General features: G+C 52.5%; 16 protein-coding genes. 10 read left to right on the forward strand and 6 right to left on the reverse strand.

From position 1 onward, the window contains the following. The first annotated feature begins 402 nt into the window (after positions 1-402). The 7 genes from PsW64_RS24945 to sseA all read left to right on the forward strand — a co-directional run bounded on the left by PsW64_RS24945 (position 403) and on the right by sseA (position 7088). Positions 403-1092 carry a hypothetical protein gene (locus PsW64_RS24945; RefSeq protein ID WP_063305372.1) on the forward strand — a complete coding sequence of 230 codons (690 nt, stop codon included), beginning with the start codon at positions 403-405 and terminating at the stop codon, positions 1090-1092. Between the two features lie 245 nt (positions 1093-1337). Next, positions 1338-2375, forward strand: a complete 1038-nt coding sequence (locus PsW64_RS24950) for a cysteine synthase A (RefSeq protein ID WP_063297508.1) — start codon at positions 1338-1340, stop codon at positions 2373-2375. Positions 2376-2471: 96 nt separating this feature from the next. Next, the gene (gene cls, locus PsW64_RS24955; protein ID WP_063305373.1) at positions 2472-3902 is read left to right on the forward strand and encodes a cardiolipin synthase; all 1431 of its coding nucleotides are present in this window, start codon (positions 2472-2474) and stop codon (positions 3900-3902) included. Between the two features lie 70 nt (positions 3903-3972). Continuing rightward, positions 3973-4692: an SDR family oxidoreductase gene (locus PsW64_RS24960; protein WP_063305374.1), complete on the forward strand. Its 720-nt coding sequence runs from the start codon at positions 3973-3975 to the stop codon at positions 4690-4692. 109 nt (positions 4693-4801) lie between these two features. Next, positions 4802-5446, forward strand: coding sequence for a LysE family translocator (locus tag PsW64_RS24965; RefSeq protein ID WP_063305375.1), 645 nt, complete (start codon positions 4802-4804; stop codon positions 5444-5446). A 67-nt stretch (positions 5447-5513) separates the two neighbouring features. Then, entirely contained in the window at positions 5514-6239 is a 726-nt protein-coding gene (locus tag PsW64_RS24970; protein ID WP_063305376.1) for an alanyl-tRNA editing protein, read from the forward strand. 3 nt (positions 6240-6242) lie between these two features. Further along, entirely contained in the window at positions 6243-7088 is an 846-nt protein-coding gene (sseA, locus tag PsW64_RS24975; protein WP_063289161.1) for a 3-mercaptopyruvate sulfurtransferase, read from the forward strand. Between the two features lie 61 nt (positions 7089-7149). Here the strand turns inward: sseA and PsW64_RS24980 are convergent, their stop codons facing one another. Then, positions 7150-7764: an NAD(P)H-dependent oxidoreductase gene (locus PsW64_RS24980; protein ID WP_063305377.1), complete on the reverse strand. Its 615-nt coding sequence runs from the start codon at positions 7762-7764 to the stop codon at positions 7150-7152. A 101-nt stretch (positions 7765-7865) separates the two neighbouring features. Between PsW64_RS24980 and PsW64_RS24985 the strand changes: the two genes are divergently transcribed. Further along, entirely contained in the window at positions 7866-8453 is a 588-nt protein-coding gene (locus PsW64_RS24985; RefSeq protein ID WP_057464415.1) for a TetR/AcrR family transcriptional regulator, read from the forward strand. 6 nt (positions 8454-8459) lie between these two features. On the opposite strand, the gene PsW64_RS24990 is transcribed toward PsW64_RS24985, so the two are convergent. Beyond that, the gene (locus tag PsW64_RS24990; protein WP_063305378.1) at positions 8460-9263 is read right to left on the reverse strand and encodes an HD domain-containing protein; all 804 of its coding nucleotides are present in this window, start codon (positions 9261-9263) and stop codon (positions 8460-8462) included. Between the two features lie 87 nt (positions 9264-9350). Here PsW64_RS24990 and PsW64_RS24995 point away from each other — a divergent pair, with 87 nt between their 5' ends. Beyond that, on the forward strand, positions 9351-9965 hold the full coding sequence (locus PsW64_RS24995) for a TetR/AcrR family transcriptional regulator (RefSeq protein WP_082831214.1): 615 nt from the start codon (positions 9351-9353) through the stop codon (positions 9963-9965). A gap of 105 nt (positions 9966-10070) precedes the next feature. Here the strand turns inward: PsW64_RS24995 and PsW64_RS25000 are convergent, their stop codons facing one another. Next, complete coding sequence (locus tag PsW64_RS25000; protein ID WP_063305379.1) at positions 10071-11099, reverse strand: hypothetical protein; 1029 nt, start codon at positions 11097-11099, stop codon at positions 10071-10073. A gap of 97 nt (positions 11100-11196) precedes the next feature. Here PsW64_RS25000 and PsW64_RS25005 point away from each other — a divergent pair, with 97 nt between their 5' ends. Next, positions 11197-12312 carry a trypsin-like serine peptidase gene (locus PsW64_RS25005; protein ID WP_082831215.1) on the forward strand — a complete coding sequence of 372 codons (1116 nt, stop codon included), beginning with the start codon at positions 11197-11199 and terminating at the stop codon, positions 12310-12312. A gap of 33 nt (positions 12313-12345) precedes the next feature. Here PsW64_RS25005 and PsW64_RS25010 read toward each other — a convergent pair whose 3' ends face one another. The 3 genes from PsW64_RS25010 to PsW64_RS25020 all read right to left on the reverse strand — a co-directional run bounded on the left by PsW64_RS25010 (position 12346) and on the right by PsW64_RS25020 (position 15256). Continuing rightward, complete coding sequence (locus PsW64_RS25010) at positions 12346-13149, reverse strand: hypothetical protein (RefSeq protein WP_063305380.1); 804 nt, start codon at positions 13147-13149, stop codon at positions 12346-12348. A gap of 137 nt (positions 13150-13286) precedes the next feature. After that, a complete protein-coding gene (locus PsW64_RS25015) occupies positions 13287-14087 on the reverse strand; it encodes an amino acid ABC transporter ATP-binding protein (protein WP_063305381.1) in 801 nt (266 codons plus the stop codon). A gap of 50 nt (positions 14088-14137) precedes the next feature. Next, the gene (locus PsW64_RS25020) at positions 14138-15256 is read right to left on the reverse strand and encodes an amino acid ABC transporter permease (protein ID WP_063289167.1); all 1119 of its coding nucleotides are present in this window, start codon (positions 15254-15256) and stop codon (positions 14138-14140) included.

Here is a 15256-nt window from a genome sequence, read left to right on the forward strand (position 1 = left end):
TATCAGCAACGAGCCCAAATGCCGCCCGACAGCCCTTGGCACCCACAAAAAATTGGCCGAAATGAAGCGCTGTTCTTTCAAAAGCTTAGTTCATGCGGAAAAATACTAGATTTTTTTGCCATATGTACAAACTGCGATCTACATCACAGTTCTATCCAAATCCTATAGCAAATCAACACAATGAAAATTTTACATAATAGCATTTAAATAACCTGAAAGTATAAATACGCGAAACATAATTTATATACAATTATTATGGCATAGATACTCTAAGTAAATGCGTATACCTCTAATATATCTAGTGCATATTATCATAATCACTACTAAGTGATAACTAGTGAAGTGCACATAATAAGGCGCCCCCTCTGGGAAAGTTGCTGCGTAAAAGTCAGGGAGCCATAAATGAGTAGTCTGTTGCCATCCTGCGGTCTGCCGCAAACCTTCAAGTTACATCTCACAAGATCAGTGTTTCTTGCCGCCTGCATCGCTGCGCCACTCGCTTTGGCTGCGCCTTCGCACGCAGAAACGCCACCTGCCTCCTCGCCTGCCACAACATCCGGCCCTCAGCTCATCGAAAAATCCGATAATGGCAACACCTACGCCATGCCAGAGGACTATCTGGCCGTCACCGTTGCTCCGCCCTCCAAAACACCCTACGCCGATCCATTAGAGAGCGACCTGTCCATCTGGGTTGGTGAGGTGGAAATTGAGGGCCGCAAGACCCTGTGGGTCGAGCTGATCGATACCCACGGTGAGGTCATCTACAATTCCGAGGTCCAGCAAAACGAGACGCATCTGCTGCCAGATGGCAGAGCCATTGCCGTCACCGTGATGCAGCCTGCCACTCACAACAAAGCACTACAGTCTGCCAGCCTGAAGAAAGACCAGTCCCGCGTGCCAACCGATGAGCGCTTTGTCATCACCCGCAAGGAAGCTTTTGCTCCGGCATTGGATACGCAGGTGAACCTGCTGGAAGTGCAGCCCGTCCCAAAGGAAGTCCATAACTCCTTCATGCTGCGCGCAGGTGAGAACGGTGAGATCCTCTGGAAAGCCACCAAGGATGCCATCACCTGGCTGGAAAGCAGATCCTGACAGAGACGGGACGGCGCGCAAATCGATACTCTCTCAAATCGCATTTAGCGCACTCATTCGAAAGCCACGCACCCCGTGAGCAATTTTGTTCTCATGCGCGATTGCCAAGAGAATAATATCCTAGTCTGACGCACCCTTTGGCAGCCCATTTCTTGTTCTCGTGAGGTCAGCGCAGTAGCGTGGTCTCAAAAGGGGTAAACACCCGCATTCTGATTTTTGGTCATACGAATTATTTGAGAGAAACTATGGATACGCGCGCCTCTGCCATCGAAGCCATCGGCAACACTCCACTTATTCGCCTCAAAGGCCCCTCCGAGCGAACCGGCTGTGAAATTCTCGGCAAAGCCGAGTTCATGAACCCGGGCCAGTCCGTCAAGGACCGCGCCGCGCTCTTCATCATCAATGACGCAGTCAAACGCGGCACGCTCAAACCGGGCGGCATCATCGTGGAAGGTACAGCTGGCAACACCGGCATCGGCCTCGCACTGGTCGGCAACGCTCTGGGCTATCGCTCTGTGATCGTCATTCCCGAGACCCAGTCTCAGGAAAAGAAAGACATGCTGCGTATCGCAGGCGCTGAGCTTATCGAAGTTCCGGCTGTCCCCTATAAGAACCCGAACAACTACATCAAGGTCTCCCAGCGCGTTGCTGAAGAGTTGAACAGAACCCACCCGCAAGGCGCCATCTGGGCCAACCAGTTTGATAACACCGCCAACCGTCAGGGCCACATTGAAACCACCGCTCAGGAAATCTGGCAGCAGACCGACGGCAAAGTGGACGGCTTTATCTGTGCGGTCGGCACCGGCGGCACGCTTGCCGGCACCGGCATCGGCCTGAAGGAAAAGAACCCGAACATCAAGATCGGCCTCGCAGACCCACACGGCGCAGCGCTTTACAACTACTACGCCCACGGCGAACTGAAGTCCGAAGGCTCTTCCATCTCGGAGGGCATCGGTCAAGGCCGCATTACCGCCAATCTGGAAGATGCACCGATCGACATTCCTTACCGTATTTCTGATGAAGAAGGCCTACTGATCAACTTCGAGCTTCTGGAACACGAAGGCCTCTGCCTTGGCGGCTCCTCCGGCATCAACGTCGCTGGCGCAATCCGCCTGGCAAAAGAACTCGGCCCCGGCCACACCATCGTGACCATCCTGTGCGACTACGGCACCCGTTACCAGGGCAAGATGTTCAACCCAACCTTCCTGCGCGAAAAAGGCCTGCCAGTGCCAGAATGGATGGAACGCAAGTCCGAAATCGCCATTCCATTTGAAGCTGCCTAACCTTAACGGAAAGCACTGCACAATATGCCAAGAGGTTTTGACCATTCCTCTTGGCGCAGCTATAAGTAGGTCCTCGCATTACAGGAGTTGTAGCGCTTGGAATCCTCATTTAGCCTTCTTCCCCTGATCGCAGTTTTCAGTGTTCTTTTCTATGCATTGGCAGTCATTTGCGCCATTCGCGAGATCATGTATTCACGCACCTCGCAAGGCAGCATTGCCTGGCTGCTCTCCCTGTTTTTCATCCCCATGCCAACGGTCCCGCTCTACTTCGTCTTCGCATGGAAGCGGCTGGATGATTACATCGAGGTCCGCGATGATATCTCCCAGATTGAGGCAGACGTCCTCAATCGTCACACACCGTATGTAGACGGCGCAGCCAACAAGCAGTGGCCGGTGCACACCCGTGTAGCCTCGGTGCCTTTTCTCGCGAATAACCAGTGTGACCTGCTCATCGATGGTCCAGCTATGTTTGCGTCCATCATTGAAGGCATCCGCACCGCCGAAAGGCATGTTCTTGTCCAGTTCTTCATCATCCGCGAAGACAGCGCGGGACTGGAGCTGGCAGATGCCTTGATAGAACGCGCCAAAGCGGGCCTGCACGTTTGCCTGCTTTACGACGACATCGGCTCCCGCTCTCTTTCCACGCAGTACCTCACGCGCCTGCAAGACGCTGGTGTCCTCGTCAGCGCGTTCAACAGACGCCACCGCCTCATGCGTATGCTCGGCCCCATGCGCCTCAACTACCGCAACCACCGCAAAGTCGTGGTCACAGACAGCAAACACTGCTGGATCGGCGGTCACAACATCGGTGAGGAGTATCTGGGGCTGTCAAAAGAGTTCGGTCACTGGCGCGACACCCATGTCAAAGTCACTGGCCCGGCAGCGCTCGCAGCCACGCTCTCTTTCAGCGAAGACTGGCAATTTGCAACGGGCAAGACATTACAGCTGGAACTGCCCTCCTCCTTCTCCCAAACGGGTGGGGAAAGCGTCATGGTCATGCCGACAGGTCCGGCAGACATTCAGGAAGACTGCGCCATCACATTTGTGGAGAGCATTTCAAGAGCCAAGGAACGCATCTGGATCGTCAGCCCTTACTTTGTACCGGGCATTGAAGTCCTCACAGCCCTCTACGCAGCCGCTTTGCGCGGCGTGGATGTCCGCATCCTCCTGCCGGAAAAAGCCGACCACTGGCTCGTCTGGCTCGCCAGCTATGCCCACGCAGATAACCTCGCCAGCCATGGCATCAAGGTTTATCGCTATCTGGAAGGCTTCCTGCACGAAAAGGTCATCCTCATCGATGAGGAACTGGCAGGCATTGGCACCGTCAATTTCGACAACCGCTCCTTCAACATCAACTTCGAGATCACCCTCTGGTTCACAGGCCAGAACATGATCAGGAAAACCGAAGAGATGCTGCTGCAGGATTTCAAAGGCGCCCGGCAAACTGATCGCCTGGAACTCAACAACCGCCGCTACGCCTTCCGCGTCCTCGCCCAGGCCGCCCGCCTGTTCTCACCCATTTTGTAGATCTTTTTCTTGGCCACCGATTGCTTTTGCAGAAGCGATTGCTCGCCCTGAACATTAGAATATTGATTGAATGACCCAAGCACAGAAAAAAGTTGTTTTGATTACCGGAGCAGGCCGCGGATTAGGTCATGCAACAGCAGTTGCGTTTATGGCAGCAGGCTATGAAGTCATAGCAACCGCACGTGACACCTCTGAGAAGCGGGATAAAGCGGGCCTTAATTGGAGACCGCTGGACGTGAAAGATGCCGCAGCCTGCAATGAAATCATCGCCGACGCATTTGCTGAATATGGCCGACTGGATATCTTGATAAACAACGCCTCAGGTTACACCGGCGGCATGCCATTCGATGAGCTATCTGATGATGAGATCATCGCAGAAACAGATATCACACTTAAAGCCCCAATGCTCCTTTCCAAAGCTTTCATGAAACACGGAAAACACCAAGGATTTGGGAAAATCATTTTCATTGGTTCAACGGCAGGCCTCACCAACCGAGGCGCGACCAGTAAGTGGGCAGCCTATTCAGCAACCAAAGCAGCAATACTTCGATTTTCTGAAAGCCTGCAAGGCGATCTCTATGCCTACGGGATGCAAAGCCATGTCATCATCCCAGACAATCTTCGGGAAACAGAAGACATGACAGAACTGTCTCAGGAAGCCGCCACATCATACGAAGCGGTATCTGAAGCACTTTTGTTTCTGGCGCAGCTTAAAGGCAACCTCTCAATTTCTCGCATGGACATACGTCCGGCTATCATTGCAAGCAATGATGTACCCAATAAGCCCTAAACACTTTAGAGCACCCTCCGAAATAGTGAGTACGCTTCAGTAGACTTGCGTTGGGGCACTGAAATACGTTAGGGGCCAACTGAGAATAATAACCCAGAGGGCTTTTCGCATGTATTTTGTGCCTGAACTAAGCGTGATGGCGGGCTTTACCCTTGCTGCCTTCATCCTGTCCATTACACCTGGACCGGACATGACCTTCTTCATGAGCAAAACGCTCACACAGGGCCGAAAAGCCGGACTGGTTGCGATCATCGGCGCAACCAACGGCATCATGATCCATGCGTTTCTGGCAGCGGTTGGCATTTCCGCCCTGCTCGCCGCATCTGAATTTGCCTTCCAGGTCCTCAAAACGGTAGGCGCGCTCTATCTGGTTTACCTGGCTTTCCAGATCCTGCGCAACGGGTCCGCCCTCTCATTGGAAGAAGGCGAAGCATCCCGCGAAACTCCCAGAGCCATTTGGGCAAAGGCTGTCACGATCAACCTGCTCAACCCGAAAGTTGTGTTGTTCTTCGTAACCTTCCTGCCGCAGTTCGTGTCTGCCTCTGATCCATACGCAACCTCAAAACTGTTGTTCCTTGGCTTCTTCTTCATTCTTCTGAATGTGCCAAGCAGTCTCGTAATGGTATTTGGCGCCTCTGCTGTCTCCAAGTTCCTGCGCAGCTCACCGCGGGTGATGCGCATTCTCGACTATTCTTTCGCTGGCATCATGGCAGCGTTCGCTGTGAAGCTGCTCAGCGCACGCACCACCGCTTAAGATCACCAGTTAAAGGTGCGCCAATTCATTTCATGGCGCACCTGTTCAATCCATTTGAGATTATTCCATGACCGAACATTTGTACCGTGAAGATGCTTACTTGCGCAGCAGCGAAGCCGCTGTAAACGAAATCACTCCGGAAGGTGGCATCATTCTGGACCGGACCTGCTTCTACCCCAATGGCGGCGGCCAGCCGGGGGACTGTGGCTCGCTTGAGCTGGAGGATGACACCCGCATTCCAATTGCAACAGCTGTTTATTCCAAAGACCGCAGCCAGATTGTGCATGTGCCAGCTGATGGCACCGAGCTTCCCGCAGGGCTGACCAGCGGCGCAAAGATTACTGCGCACATTGACTGGGAAACCCGCTACAAGCGCATGCGTGTCCACACTGCTTTGCATCTGCTCTCCGTCGTGCTGCCCTTCCCCGTCACCGGTGGCCAGATCAGCGATGGCACAGGCCGTCTGGACTTTGACATTCCAGAAGCTGCACTGGACAAAGAAGAGCTGACAGGCAAGCTACAGGACCTCATTGCAAACGACGATGCCATCACTCAGGAATGGATCACTGACGAGGAGCTGGAAGCAAACCCGGGCCTTGTTAAAACCATGAGTGTAAAACCACCTATGGGCAGCGGACGGTTAAGGCTGATAAGAATTGGGGAAGATGTTGATTTGCAGCCATGCGGTGGAACGCACGTGTCGCAAACCGCACAGATTGGCAAAGCTGTCATCACTAAGATAGAGAAAAAAGGCCGTCAGAACAGACGCGTCCGTATCCAGTTGGAGGACTAAAACATGGCACAGGACCCGATTGTTTCGACAAGCTGGCTCAAAGACCACCTTGATGCTCCTGATGTAGTTATCATTGATGCTTCCTGGTATCTGCCTGCAATGGAGCGCGACGCCAAAAAGGAATACGAGCAAGAGCATATTCCCGGCGCACTGTTCATGGACATTGACGACGTGTCCGACCAAAATTCTCCGCTCCCGCACATGATGCCGGAACCACACGTATTCTCATCCAAAATGCGCAAGATGGGCATTGGCGATGGCCAGACCATCGTTCTCTATGATGGCATGGGCATTTTCTCCGCAGCCCGCGTCTGGTGGATGTTCCGCGCCTTTGGTGTAAAAAGCGTCTTCGTGCTGGACGGCGGCTTGCCTGCCTGGAAGGAAGAAGGCTATCCGGTCTCCGACGAAGTGCCTGCCCGCATGGAACGCCACTTCACAGCCATGCTGAACAACGACATGGTGCGCAACCTCAACGAAGTGCAGGATGCCTTGGAAACCAGCAGCCACCTTGTGCTTGACGCACGCGCACCAGAGCGCTTCAAAGGACTGGCACCGGAACCTCGCGAAGGCGTGCGCGCCGGCCACATGCCAGGTGCTCTGAACCTGCCGTTTGGCTTGCTGCTGAACGATGGCAAGCTGCGCTCTAAGGAAGACCTGCAGAACATCTTTGCGCAAGCTGGCGTCGATGCCACCACTCCGGTAATCACCTCTTGCGGTTCAGGCGTAACAGCTGCTGTCATCACGCTAGCTCTGGAGCAAGTAGGCTTCACTAAGAACGCACTTTATGATGGTTCGTGGACCGAATGGGGCTCAAGTTCAAAGACCGAAGTTATCAGCGAACCAGCCTGAGTTAAACCAGATTCACATTCGCAACAAAGCCCTGCAAGTCATTGACCTGCAGGGCTTTTCTTTACGCCACAGCCAACACGTCCTGCACTGCAAGCGCATCTTGTTTGCCAAGTTCAGCGGTTTCCGCAATCCATGCAGCGCGCTCGTCCTCACCCGCCAGATAGGTTGGCGAGAACATCTTGAAGCTGTGCTCCTCAAACCCGATGAAGTCCAGAATCTGACGTCCCATCACCTTGTCATGCGCACAGTCATAAAGCTCTTCATAATAATGCGCGGCTGTATCACTGGTGATGATCACACGTGCGCTGCGGCCTTTGAACAGTTTGGCAGGCAGCTCTTCCCCTTCCACAATCTGGAAGGCAACACCCGGCAGCAGGGCCCGATCCAGCAGCCCCTTCATAGGCCCCGGCATACCACCCCACCATAGCGGATAGATCGGCGTCCAATGACTGCACCATTTCAGGTTCTCCTGAAATGCAGCCACATCCGGTTCCAGCGCCTGATCTCCTTTGAAATCACCTGAGAACAGCGCACTCTCAAAGCTCATAGTGCTCAGGTTCATCACACGAACCTCCGCCCCCGATTGACGTGCAGCTTTAGCGTATGTTTCAGCCAGCGCATGCCCAAGACGGTCCTCTCCGAGATGACCGCTAAACACAAAAATTCTGTTTGTCATGGAAACTCCATTTATTTGACTGCGGTCAATTTATTTTCAAAATATGACTGGAGTCAATTTATTTTTTTGACCATAGTCATATTATTCAGATTGAGGGAACCATGCTTCAGGGCAAACAAAAACGAGCACAGGAAACCCGCCAGCGCATTTTGGTGGCGGCAACGAGCCTGTTCAATGAAGGCAATTTCAATGCGGTCAGCACAGAGAGCATTGCCGAGCAAGCCAACGTTTCCAAAGGCACGCTCTTCGCCCACTTCGGCGACAAGCTGGGACTGTTTGCTGAGATCGGCCTGAAGGAGCTGAAAGCCTGCGTGGACAGCCTTCACAAGGCAGCAGAAAGCAGCCCTCTCAATGGGCGGGATGTATTGAATCAATCTCTCATGGGAATTCTGGAATACTTTGAAAAACAACCAGAATTCCTGCGCATCTTCATCGACGTTGCTGGTTGGGAAAAAGGCACCAGAGCGGAAAACTTCATCAATGTCGCAATCAGCATTGATGCGCTCTTTCAAGCAAGTGTTGAGAAGGGCCAGCAGGACAAATCTATTCGAGCAATTGATCCAAAACTCGGCGCAGTCTCCGTCCGCGCTTTCATGATCCACGTCGCAATTGGCCGTGTCTGCGGCGAATACAAAGACACGCAACAGCAGCACACCGAAGTTCAAAAGCTGCTCTCACTGGTGCTTTAGGCGGCACTATACGCCGTAGATATCAAACGCAGTCTTCGGTGCTTTGCCACCTGTCAGCTTGGTCAACACATAAGGCCGCGTGCCTTTCAGGTGGCGTGCTGTTTCAAACTCCAACGCTTCAATCACCCCATCACGCGGATGCTTCTGCATGATTTCATCCACGCTGGACTTGGCAAGACGGCGATGCCCTGCCCCAAACAGATCACACATCGCCCCTCGGTTCACCAGATACGCCTCACCCCCATGCGCCCGCGCTGACACATAGGCATTCAGATGCAGCGCAATCGCGTCGCCAACCCTATGCACCGTATCAGCATCATGCCCACAACTGGAGAGATGATTGCACGCCACGTCAGCCCCGGAGATCGCAAAGCAACACTCATGCACTTGGGTCTCACGATCATCGATCAACCCACTGTCGTGCAAGATCGCCGCTGAGAACAAGAGCTCCCGATCAAATGGCACATCTGCATACTCCCCCAGCAGCACGCCAAACAGATAGGTCCGCCAACTGTGGTGTAACAATCTCGTATCATGCGTCTCAACCGCGAAATCAAGGCTATCGCGCACCAATCCCGTCTCAGCAGGCAGCAGCGCTTCCAGCTCAGAAGAAACCGGCGACAACAAGTCCAACCGGTCTTTCACGCTGTCACCCAGCTCAATCAACTGCGTGCGCACCAGATTGCCAACCAGTTTGAGATGTTCCAGAGGCGTCAACCGCCCTTTGCTGTACGCCCCGTCGCGATGCCCCCAATTCAGGCTACCCATCACGCGCTCAGAGGCTCTGCAATCCCTTGCTGTCACAGACATAACTCGCTCTTCCAAAAACAAAATTAATTATGTACCGTATCGCATCAATATTTAGAGCTCAATATTTTTATGCGAAGCAGTACATAAATGAGTCCATCACGCCCACGCGGACGCCCGCGCCTTTTTGACAAAGACGAAGCGCTGACCACAATTCAGCGGATTTTCTGGAAAAACGGCTACTCAGCAACCAGTCTGGATCAGATCTCCGCAGAGACCAAAATCAACCGCCCAAGCCTTTACGCCACCTTCGGCTCAAAGAAGGACATCTACATCAAGTGCCTGGAGCACTTTGCCGAAATGATGGGCAAACGCACCGAAGCAGCCATCCTGTCCGAGACAGAAATCTCACGCGGGCTGGAGAAGGTCTTTATGCAAGCCATGGAGATCTACCGGCCCAAAGCAAAGAGAGATGGCGGCCCAATGGGCTGCTTCGTCACCTGCACAGCCCCATCCGAAGCAGGTGCAGATGAAGAGATCAAAGAAGTCCTGAAAATAGTCCTCGACCGGATCGACCAGACCATGCGCGAAACCGTTGAGGCGGCGATCAAAGACCGGAAAATCCAGCCAAAGCAAACCGCTGAAATCACCGGCCACCTGCTAGGCTGCCTGCTGAACGGCCTCTCCCTGCGCGCCCGATCCGGCACCTCGCGAGACGAACTGGAACGCACAGCAAAGGCAGGCATCGAGCAAATTCTTGCATGACATCTGCATGCAAACAAAGCAGATCACGCCGCCCATCGGCAAATAGAAAGTGCACCGGCTTTCAACACACCGGTGCACTTGCAGTCACTCACTCACCCATTCAAATCAGGTCATGGCACCTTGCACCACGAGGGCCTGATCAATAGCAGCCTTAAACCGGCTCGCTACCTTCGCAAATCCATCAGACGTGCCGTGGATTTCATCCACCCAGTCTGTCAGATTTGGCATAGCCCCTCGGCAGTCGACCACGATGACATTGGCATCACTCGCCGCCAGACCATCAAGCATAGCATAGAGCTCATCCAGCATTGCGCTGATGATCTTACGCCCAAGCACACTCGGAATATTGCGGTCTGACAGTGGTTCACCCAGCCACTCATCCTGAGCCGCATGCAGAGGATCACGCGTATCTCCCTCCCATCTGAATGGGAACACGTAATCGTATCCATGCACGAAGACGGGCATCTCCTGCAGCTCGGCAACACCGCGAATATCGCTGATCACCCGCTCATAAGCCCCTTTGAGGAAAGCAAGTTTCTCATCAAACACCACACGGTCGATGTGCCCTTCCACATCAGTGATATCGCCGTTAAAGTCTCGCAAAACGTCGAAAAGCACTGCAACGCCGGTATTCGGATCTTCGCCGATCACGTCATTCCCGGCAGCCGAGAACAGGAACCCGGACACCTGATCCTTGTATTCAAGCAGCGCGGAGAGATACTCACGCCGCCGCGCCCGGTTCGCGCCATACACCATGTTCTGCGCCGTATCCCCGGCAGCGTCTAGCGAGTAAATGTTGAAGTGTGCGCTGAGATGATCAATGACGTCATCAATCAGGATTGGAAACTGGAACCAGCTGTCCCCTTCCGAAATCAGCATTGGCCGCTCTGGATGATCCCTGAGCGCATCTTTGAACCGCCAATACCGCCGGATACGAGATGCCCAATTGCCAATCTGAAGAGCATTCTCAAACTCCTGATCAGCCTCAGTCATCTGCACCATGTCAGACTTTATCTTGAACTGTATGTCAAATGCACCTGAATGCTCAACCACATCACAGTATTTTAGCAGTTGTTCCTCTGGGATACTTGGATCCCGAGCAATTTTCAAAAACTCATCATATGTAATTTTCATAGTATTCCCCCTCCTAGATTTACAGATAAACTTTACACAAGAGGTGAGTTTATGATTAAGCTTGCCATATGCAGATAACAATTTAAAGGTACTTTTCATGACCCTTAAATTACAAAACTTAAACAATGTATTACTTGAAAAAGCGACTCATAGATTGCAAAGCCGTCTGGGGGATTTAAACAAGACGCGCAGTGCAATTCTTGCAGGCACACAAGCGGAGACAGATAGCCGGGAACGCTTGAATCTCTACCAGAAACGGCAGGCCACACTCGCCTTATCAGAAAGCTCTGCCATCTCTGCGCAACCCTCAATCTTTGAGGATGACGTGCAGGATCTCTCAAGACTGGGCAAGGAAGCTTTGACCGGCACGCACAACGACCTCCTCCCAATCGAGTTCTTTGAATACGGCCTTTATGCCGCGCGCTCAGTTGGCAGAATTGAGCATGTTGAAGGACTTAGGTTCGGCACCGGCTTTCTGGTTGGGCACGGTCTCATCATGACGAACCACCATGTTTTGCCCAATGAGCACGAAGCACGCCAGCATTTCTTCGAGCTCGGTGCAGAAGCTAATCGCATCGGCAATCAGACGCCCTCGAAAATCTGCTCCATCGAACCAGACCGTTTTTTCTGGGCCAACGAAGAACTGGACATCGCCATCGTAGCTGTCGTGGATGAAGACCCGAGCTTCATTCCACTGGACCATTATGGCTGGCACGCCCTCATCCGCCAGCAAGGCAAAATCAAGAAGGGAGATCCGATTAATATCATTCAGCATCCCCTTGGACGCAACAAAGCCGTGGTCGTCCATAACAACCACCTTCTTCATATTGAAAATGGAACTGATGCACACATGTTTTGCTGGTATTCCGGCGATACGCAAAAAGGAAGCTCCGGTTCTCCCGTCTTTAACAGCCGCTGGGAGGTCGTCGCCGTACACCACATGGCAATCCCGCAAACCAACACACAAGGTGACATTCTGGGCAAGAACGGCCAGCCCATCAGTCGGGCGACCGCACGCAGACACCCTGACCAGATCGCCTACGCCGCCAACGAGGGCATCCGCACCTCTCGTATCGTAGATGCACTGGAAACCGCTCAGTTCACCAAAGCCCACCACACCGACATCCGCGACTTCCTCCTAAAATCATGGAGCAGCCCCGGCGCCCACCGCAGAGGCCTGCGCGCCGCAGTAAGAAGCGCACAGGCATTGTAACTCTGCAACATCATATTATAGCAGGCAGATACGTTAAGCTCCCAACCGTATCCAGATGCCTGGAAACTCGTAGGAGTTCGGGCCGATCTGTGTCGCTGGCTTTGCAGAAGAGCTGGTCTGCGGTTTGAAGTTACCGGTGGTCGCGATCTCCAGAACATCACCTGTGGCAGGATCATAAATCATGGCCTTATCCGTATCCGTCAGATGACGCGTACCAGCAACCCAATGCATCGTATTGGTGCCCGCATACTGCACCAGAATAAGGTTCACCTGATTGGTCTGAAACGGAATACTGGTCACGGTGGACAGGCTCACAGTCTTGCCGAGCTTGTTCTGAATCAGGTCTTCCTCTCGATTGAAGAGATAACCACCAGCCGCATTCAGAACTTTGAAGTTGTTGAACAAGCCTTTGCCGAATGCAGTGTAATAAGTAATGTTCTTTGCCAGACCCGGGGCAAGAGTTTTCGCAACAGCAACCATACCCGAAGGGCTGTTCTCCAAATCAACTGTTCCGTCATTTTCTTTATAAAGTGCAGTTGGATCTGGAGAAGCTGTAAGATCAAGTTCCAGATTTCCTGAAACTTTGTAAGTCTGCGTCGTCACCACCTCAGCAATCTGCAAGCGATGATAGATCAAGTGACTCAGCCGCCATAAATTGATGCGCCCTGGATCGGTTGTGACATCATAACCTTTGGTGAGATCGGCTGCGTTGAGCGTGTCGACATCAGTCGCTTTGGGCATGAAGCCCAGTTGAGCAAGAGCTGCGTTCACACAGTAAGCACCACAGGATTTAGGGGAATGTTGGACGATACCTTCATAGAGGTCAAATTCTGCCATTTTTGCTTTTCCTTGTTGAGAGCCATTGCTCTGCAAGGAAAGACGTGGCAGCGGGCAAACTGTGAAAACGGTAGACTGCAAACAAGAAAAAAGCCCCGCTGAAACAGCGAGGCTTTGAATTGGGAACTCTGTCCAGATCAGTGATTGAGGATCTGGGAGAGGAACAACTGAGTACGTTCATGCTGCGGATTGGTGAAGAACGGCTCAGGCTCATTCTGCTCAACAATCTGCCCCTGATCCATAAAGATCACGCGGTTTGCCACTTTACGGGCAAAGCCCATTTCGTGGGTCACGCAGAGCATGGTCATACCCTCTTCCGCCAGACCGATCATCACGTCCAGCACTTCCTTGATCATCTCAGGGTCAAGCGCGGATGTCGGCTCATCAAACAGCATAACCTTCGGGTTCATGCACAGCGAACGGGCAATCGCCACACGCTGCTGCTGACCACCGGAAAGCTGACCTGGGTACTTGTTGGCCTGCTCAGGGATCTTCACGCGCTCAAGGTAATGCATCGCAACTTCTTCAGCCTGCTTCTTAGGCATCTTGCGAACCCAGATTGGAGCCAGCGTACAGTTCTCCAAAATGGTCAGATGCGGAAACAGGTTAAAGTGCTGGAAGCACATACCAACTTCACGGCGGATCTCATCAATCTTCTTGAGGTCAGAGGTCAGCTCAATACCGTCAACGACGATACGGCCCTTCTGATGCTCTTCAAGGCGGTTGATACAGCGGATCATCGTGGACTTACCAGAACCCGATGGACCACAGATAACGATACGCTCGCCGCGCATAACCTTCAGGTTAATGTCGCGCAGAACATGAAAGTCACCATACCATTTGTTCATGCCTGCAATTTCGATCGCCACATCAGTATCCGAAATCTGCATTTTTGAGCGGTCCGCCTGGATATCTTTAGCGAGGTTTACGTCACTCATTTTTATAACTCCGAGTTTCTTTGGGCACGTATCAAACACGCGCCAGGCGACTAGCGATGGCCGGTATGCAGTTTGCGTTCCAAATACATCGAATATCGGGACATTGCAAAGCAGAAGATAAAGAACATGAACGCGATAAACGCATAAAGTTCCACAAAAATACCATTCCAACGTTGGTCAGCGAGCGTTGGCGCAACCAATCCGAGAGGATCCATAAGGCCAATAATCAAAACCAGTGTGGTGTCTTTGAACAAGCCAATGAAGGTGTTCACGATACCTGGGATGGAAATTTTGAGCGCTTGCGGCAGAATAATCAGACGCATGCTCTGCCAATAACTCAGCCCCAATGCATCCGCAGCTTCATACTGCCCTTTTGGCAATGCAGCCAGACCACCGCGAATGACCTCTGCCATATAAGCACTGGCAAAGAAGGTCACCATGATGACAACACGCAGCACGATATCGAAGTTCACGCCCTTTGGCAGGAAGTAGTTGAGCAGAACGTGCGCAACAAATAGCAAGGTGATCAATGGCACACCGCGAATGAACTCGATGAAGATAATCGCCAGAGACTTCACAATAGGCAGATTGGAACTGCGAGACAGCGCAAGAACGATACCGATCGGAAGCGAGAACGAGATACCGGAGACACCGATAATCATGGTCAGCAGCAGACCGCCCAGCTTGGTAGAGGAAACCGGCTCAAGACCAAAACCACCCCAAATCAACCAGAACGCCACAAATGGATATGCCATAGAAGCCATCAACGCTGTACTGCGCTTTGGCATACCATCCCAAAGGGCGGGTACAAGAGCTAGGAACAGCAGCACGAAAGCCAAAATCGGACGCCAGTACAGCTCAGTTGGGTAAAAACCAAACAGGAACTGATGATAACGCTCACGAATAACGGCCCAACAAGCACCATTTTCTGTCAGTGCCCGGCATTCATCCAGAGAGTTGGCATTCCAGACTGAATCCACAAACGCCCAATTGACCACACCCGGCACGGTTGAATATACCACAAAAATTGAGAGCAGCGTCAAAATAGTGTTCAGCGGCGACGAGAACAGGTTTTCACGGATCCAGCCGACAGCACCAGTTGTACCCTGGGGAGGTGGCAACTGAGGCTTTTCAGAGGTCGAGACAAAGGCGAAATTATTTTCACTCAT

The sequence above is a fragment of the Pseudovibrio sp. W64 genome (genome assembly GCF_001623145.1).
Classification (GTDB): Bacteria; Pseudomonadota; Alphaproteobacteria; order Rhizobiales; family Stappiaceae; genus Pseudovibrio.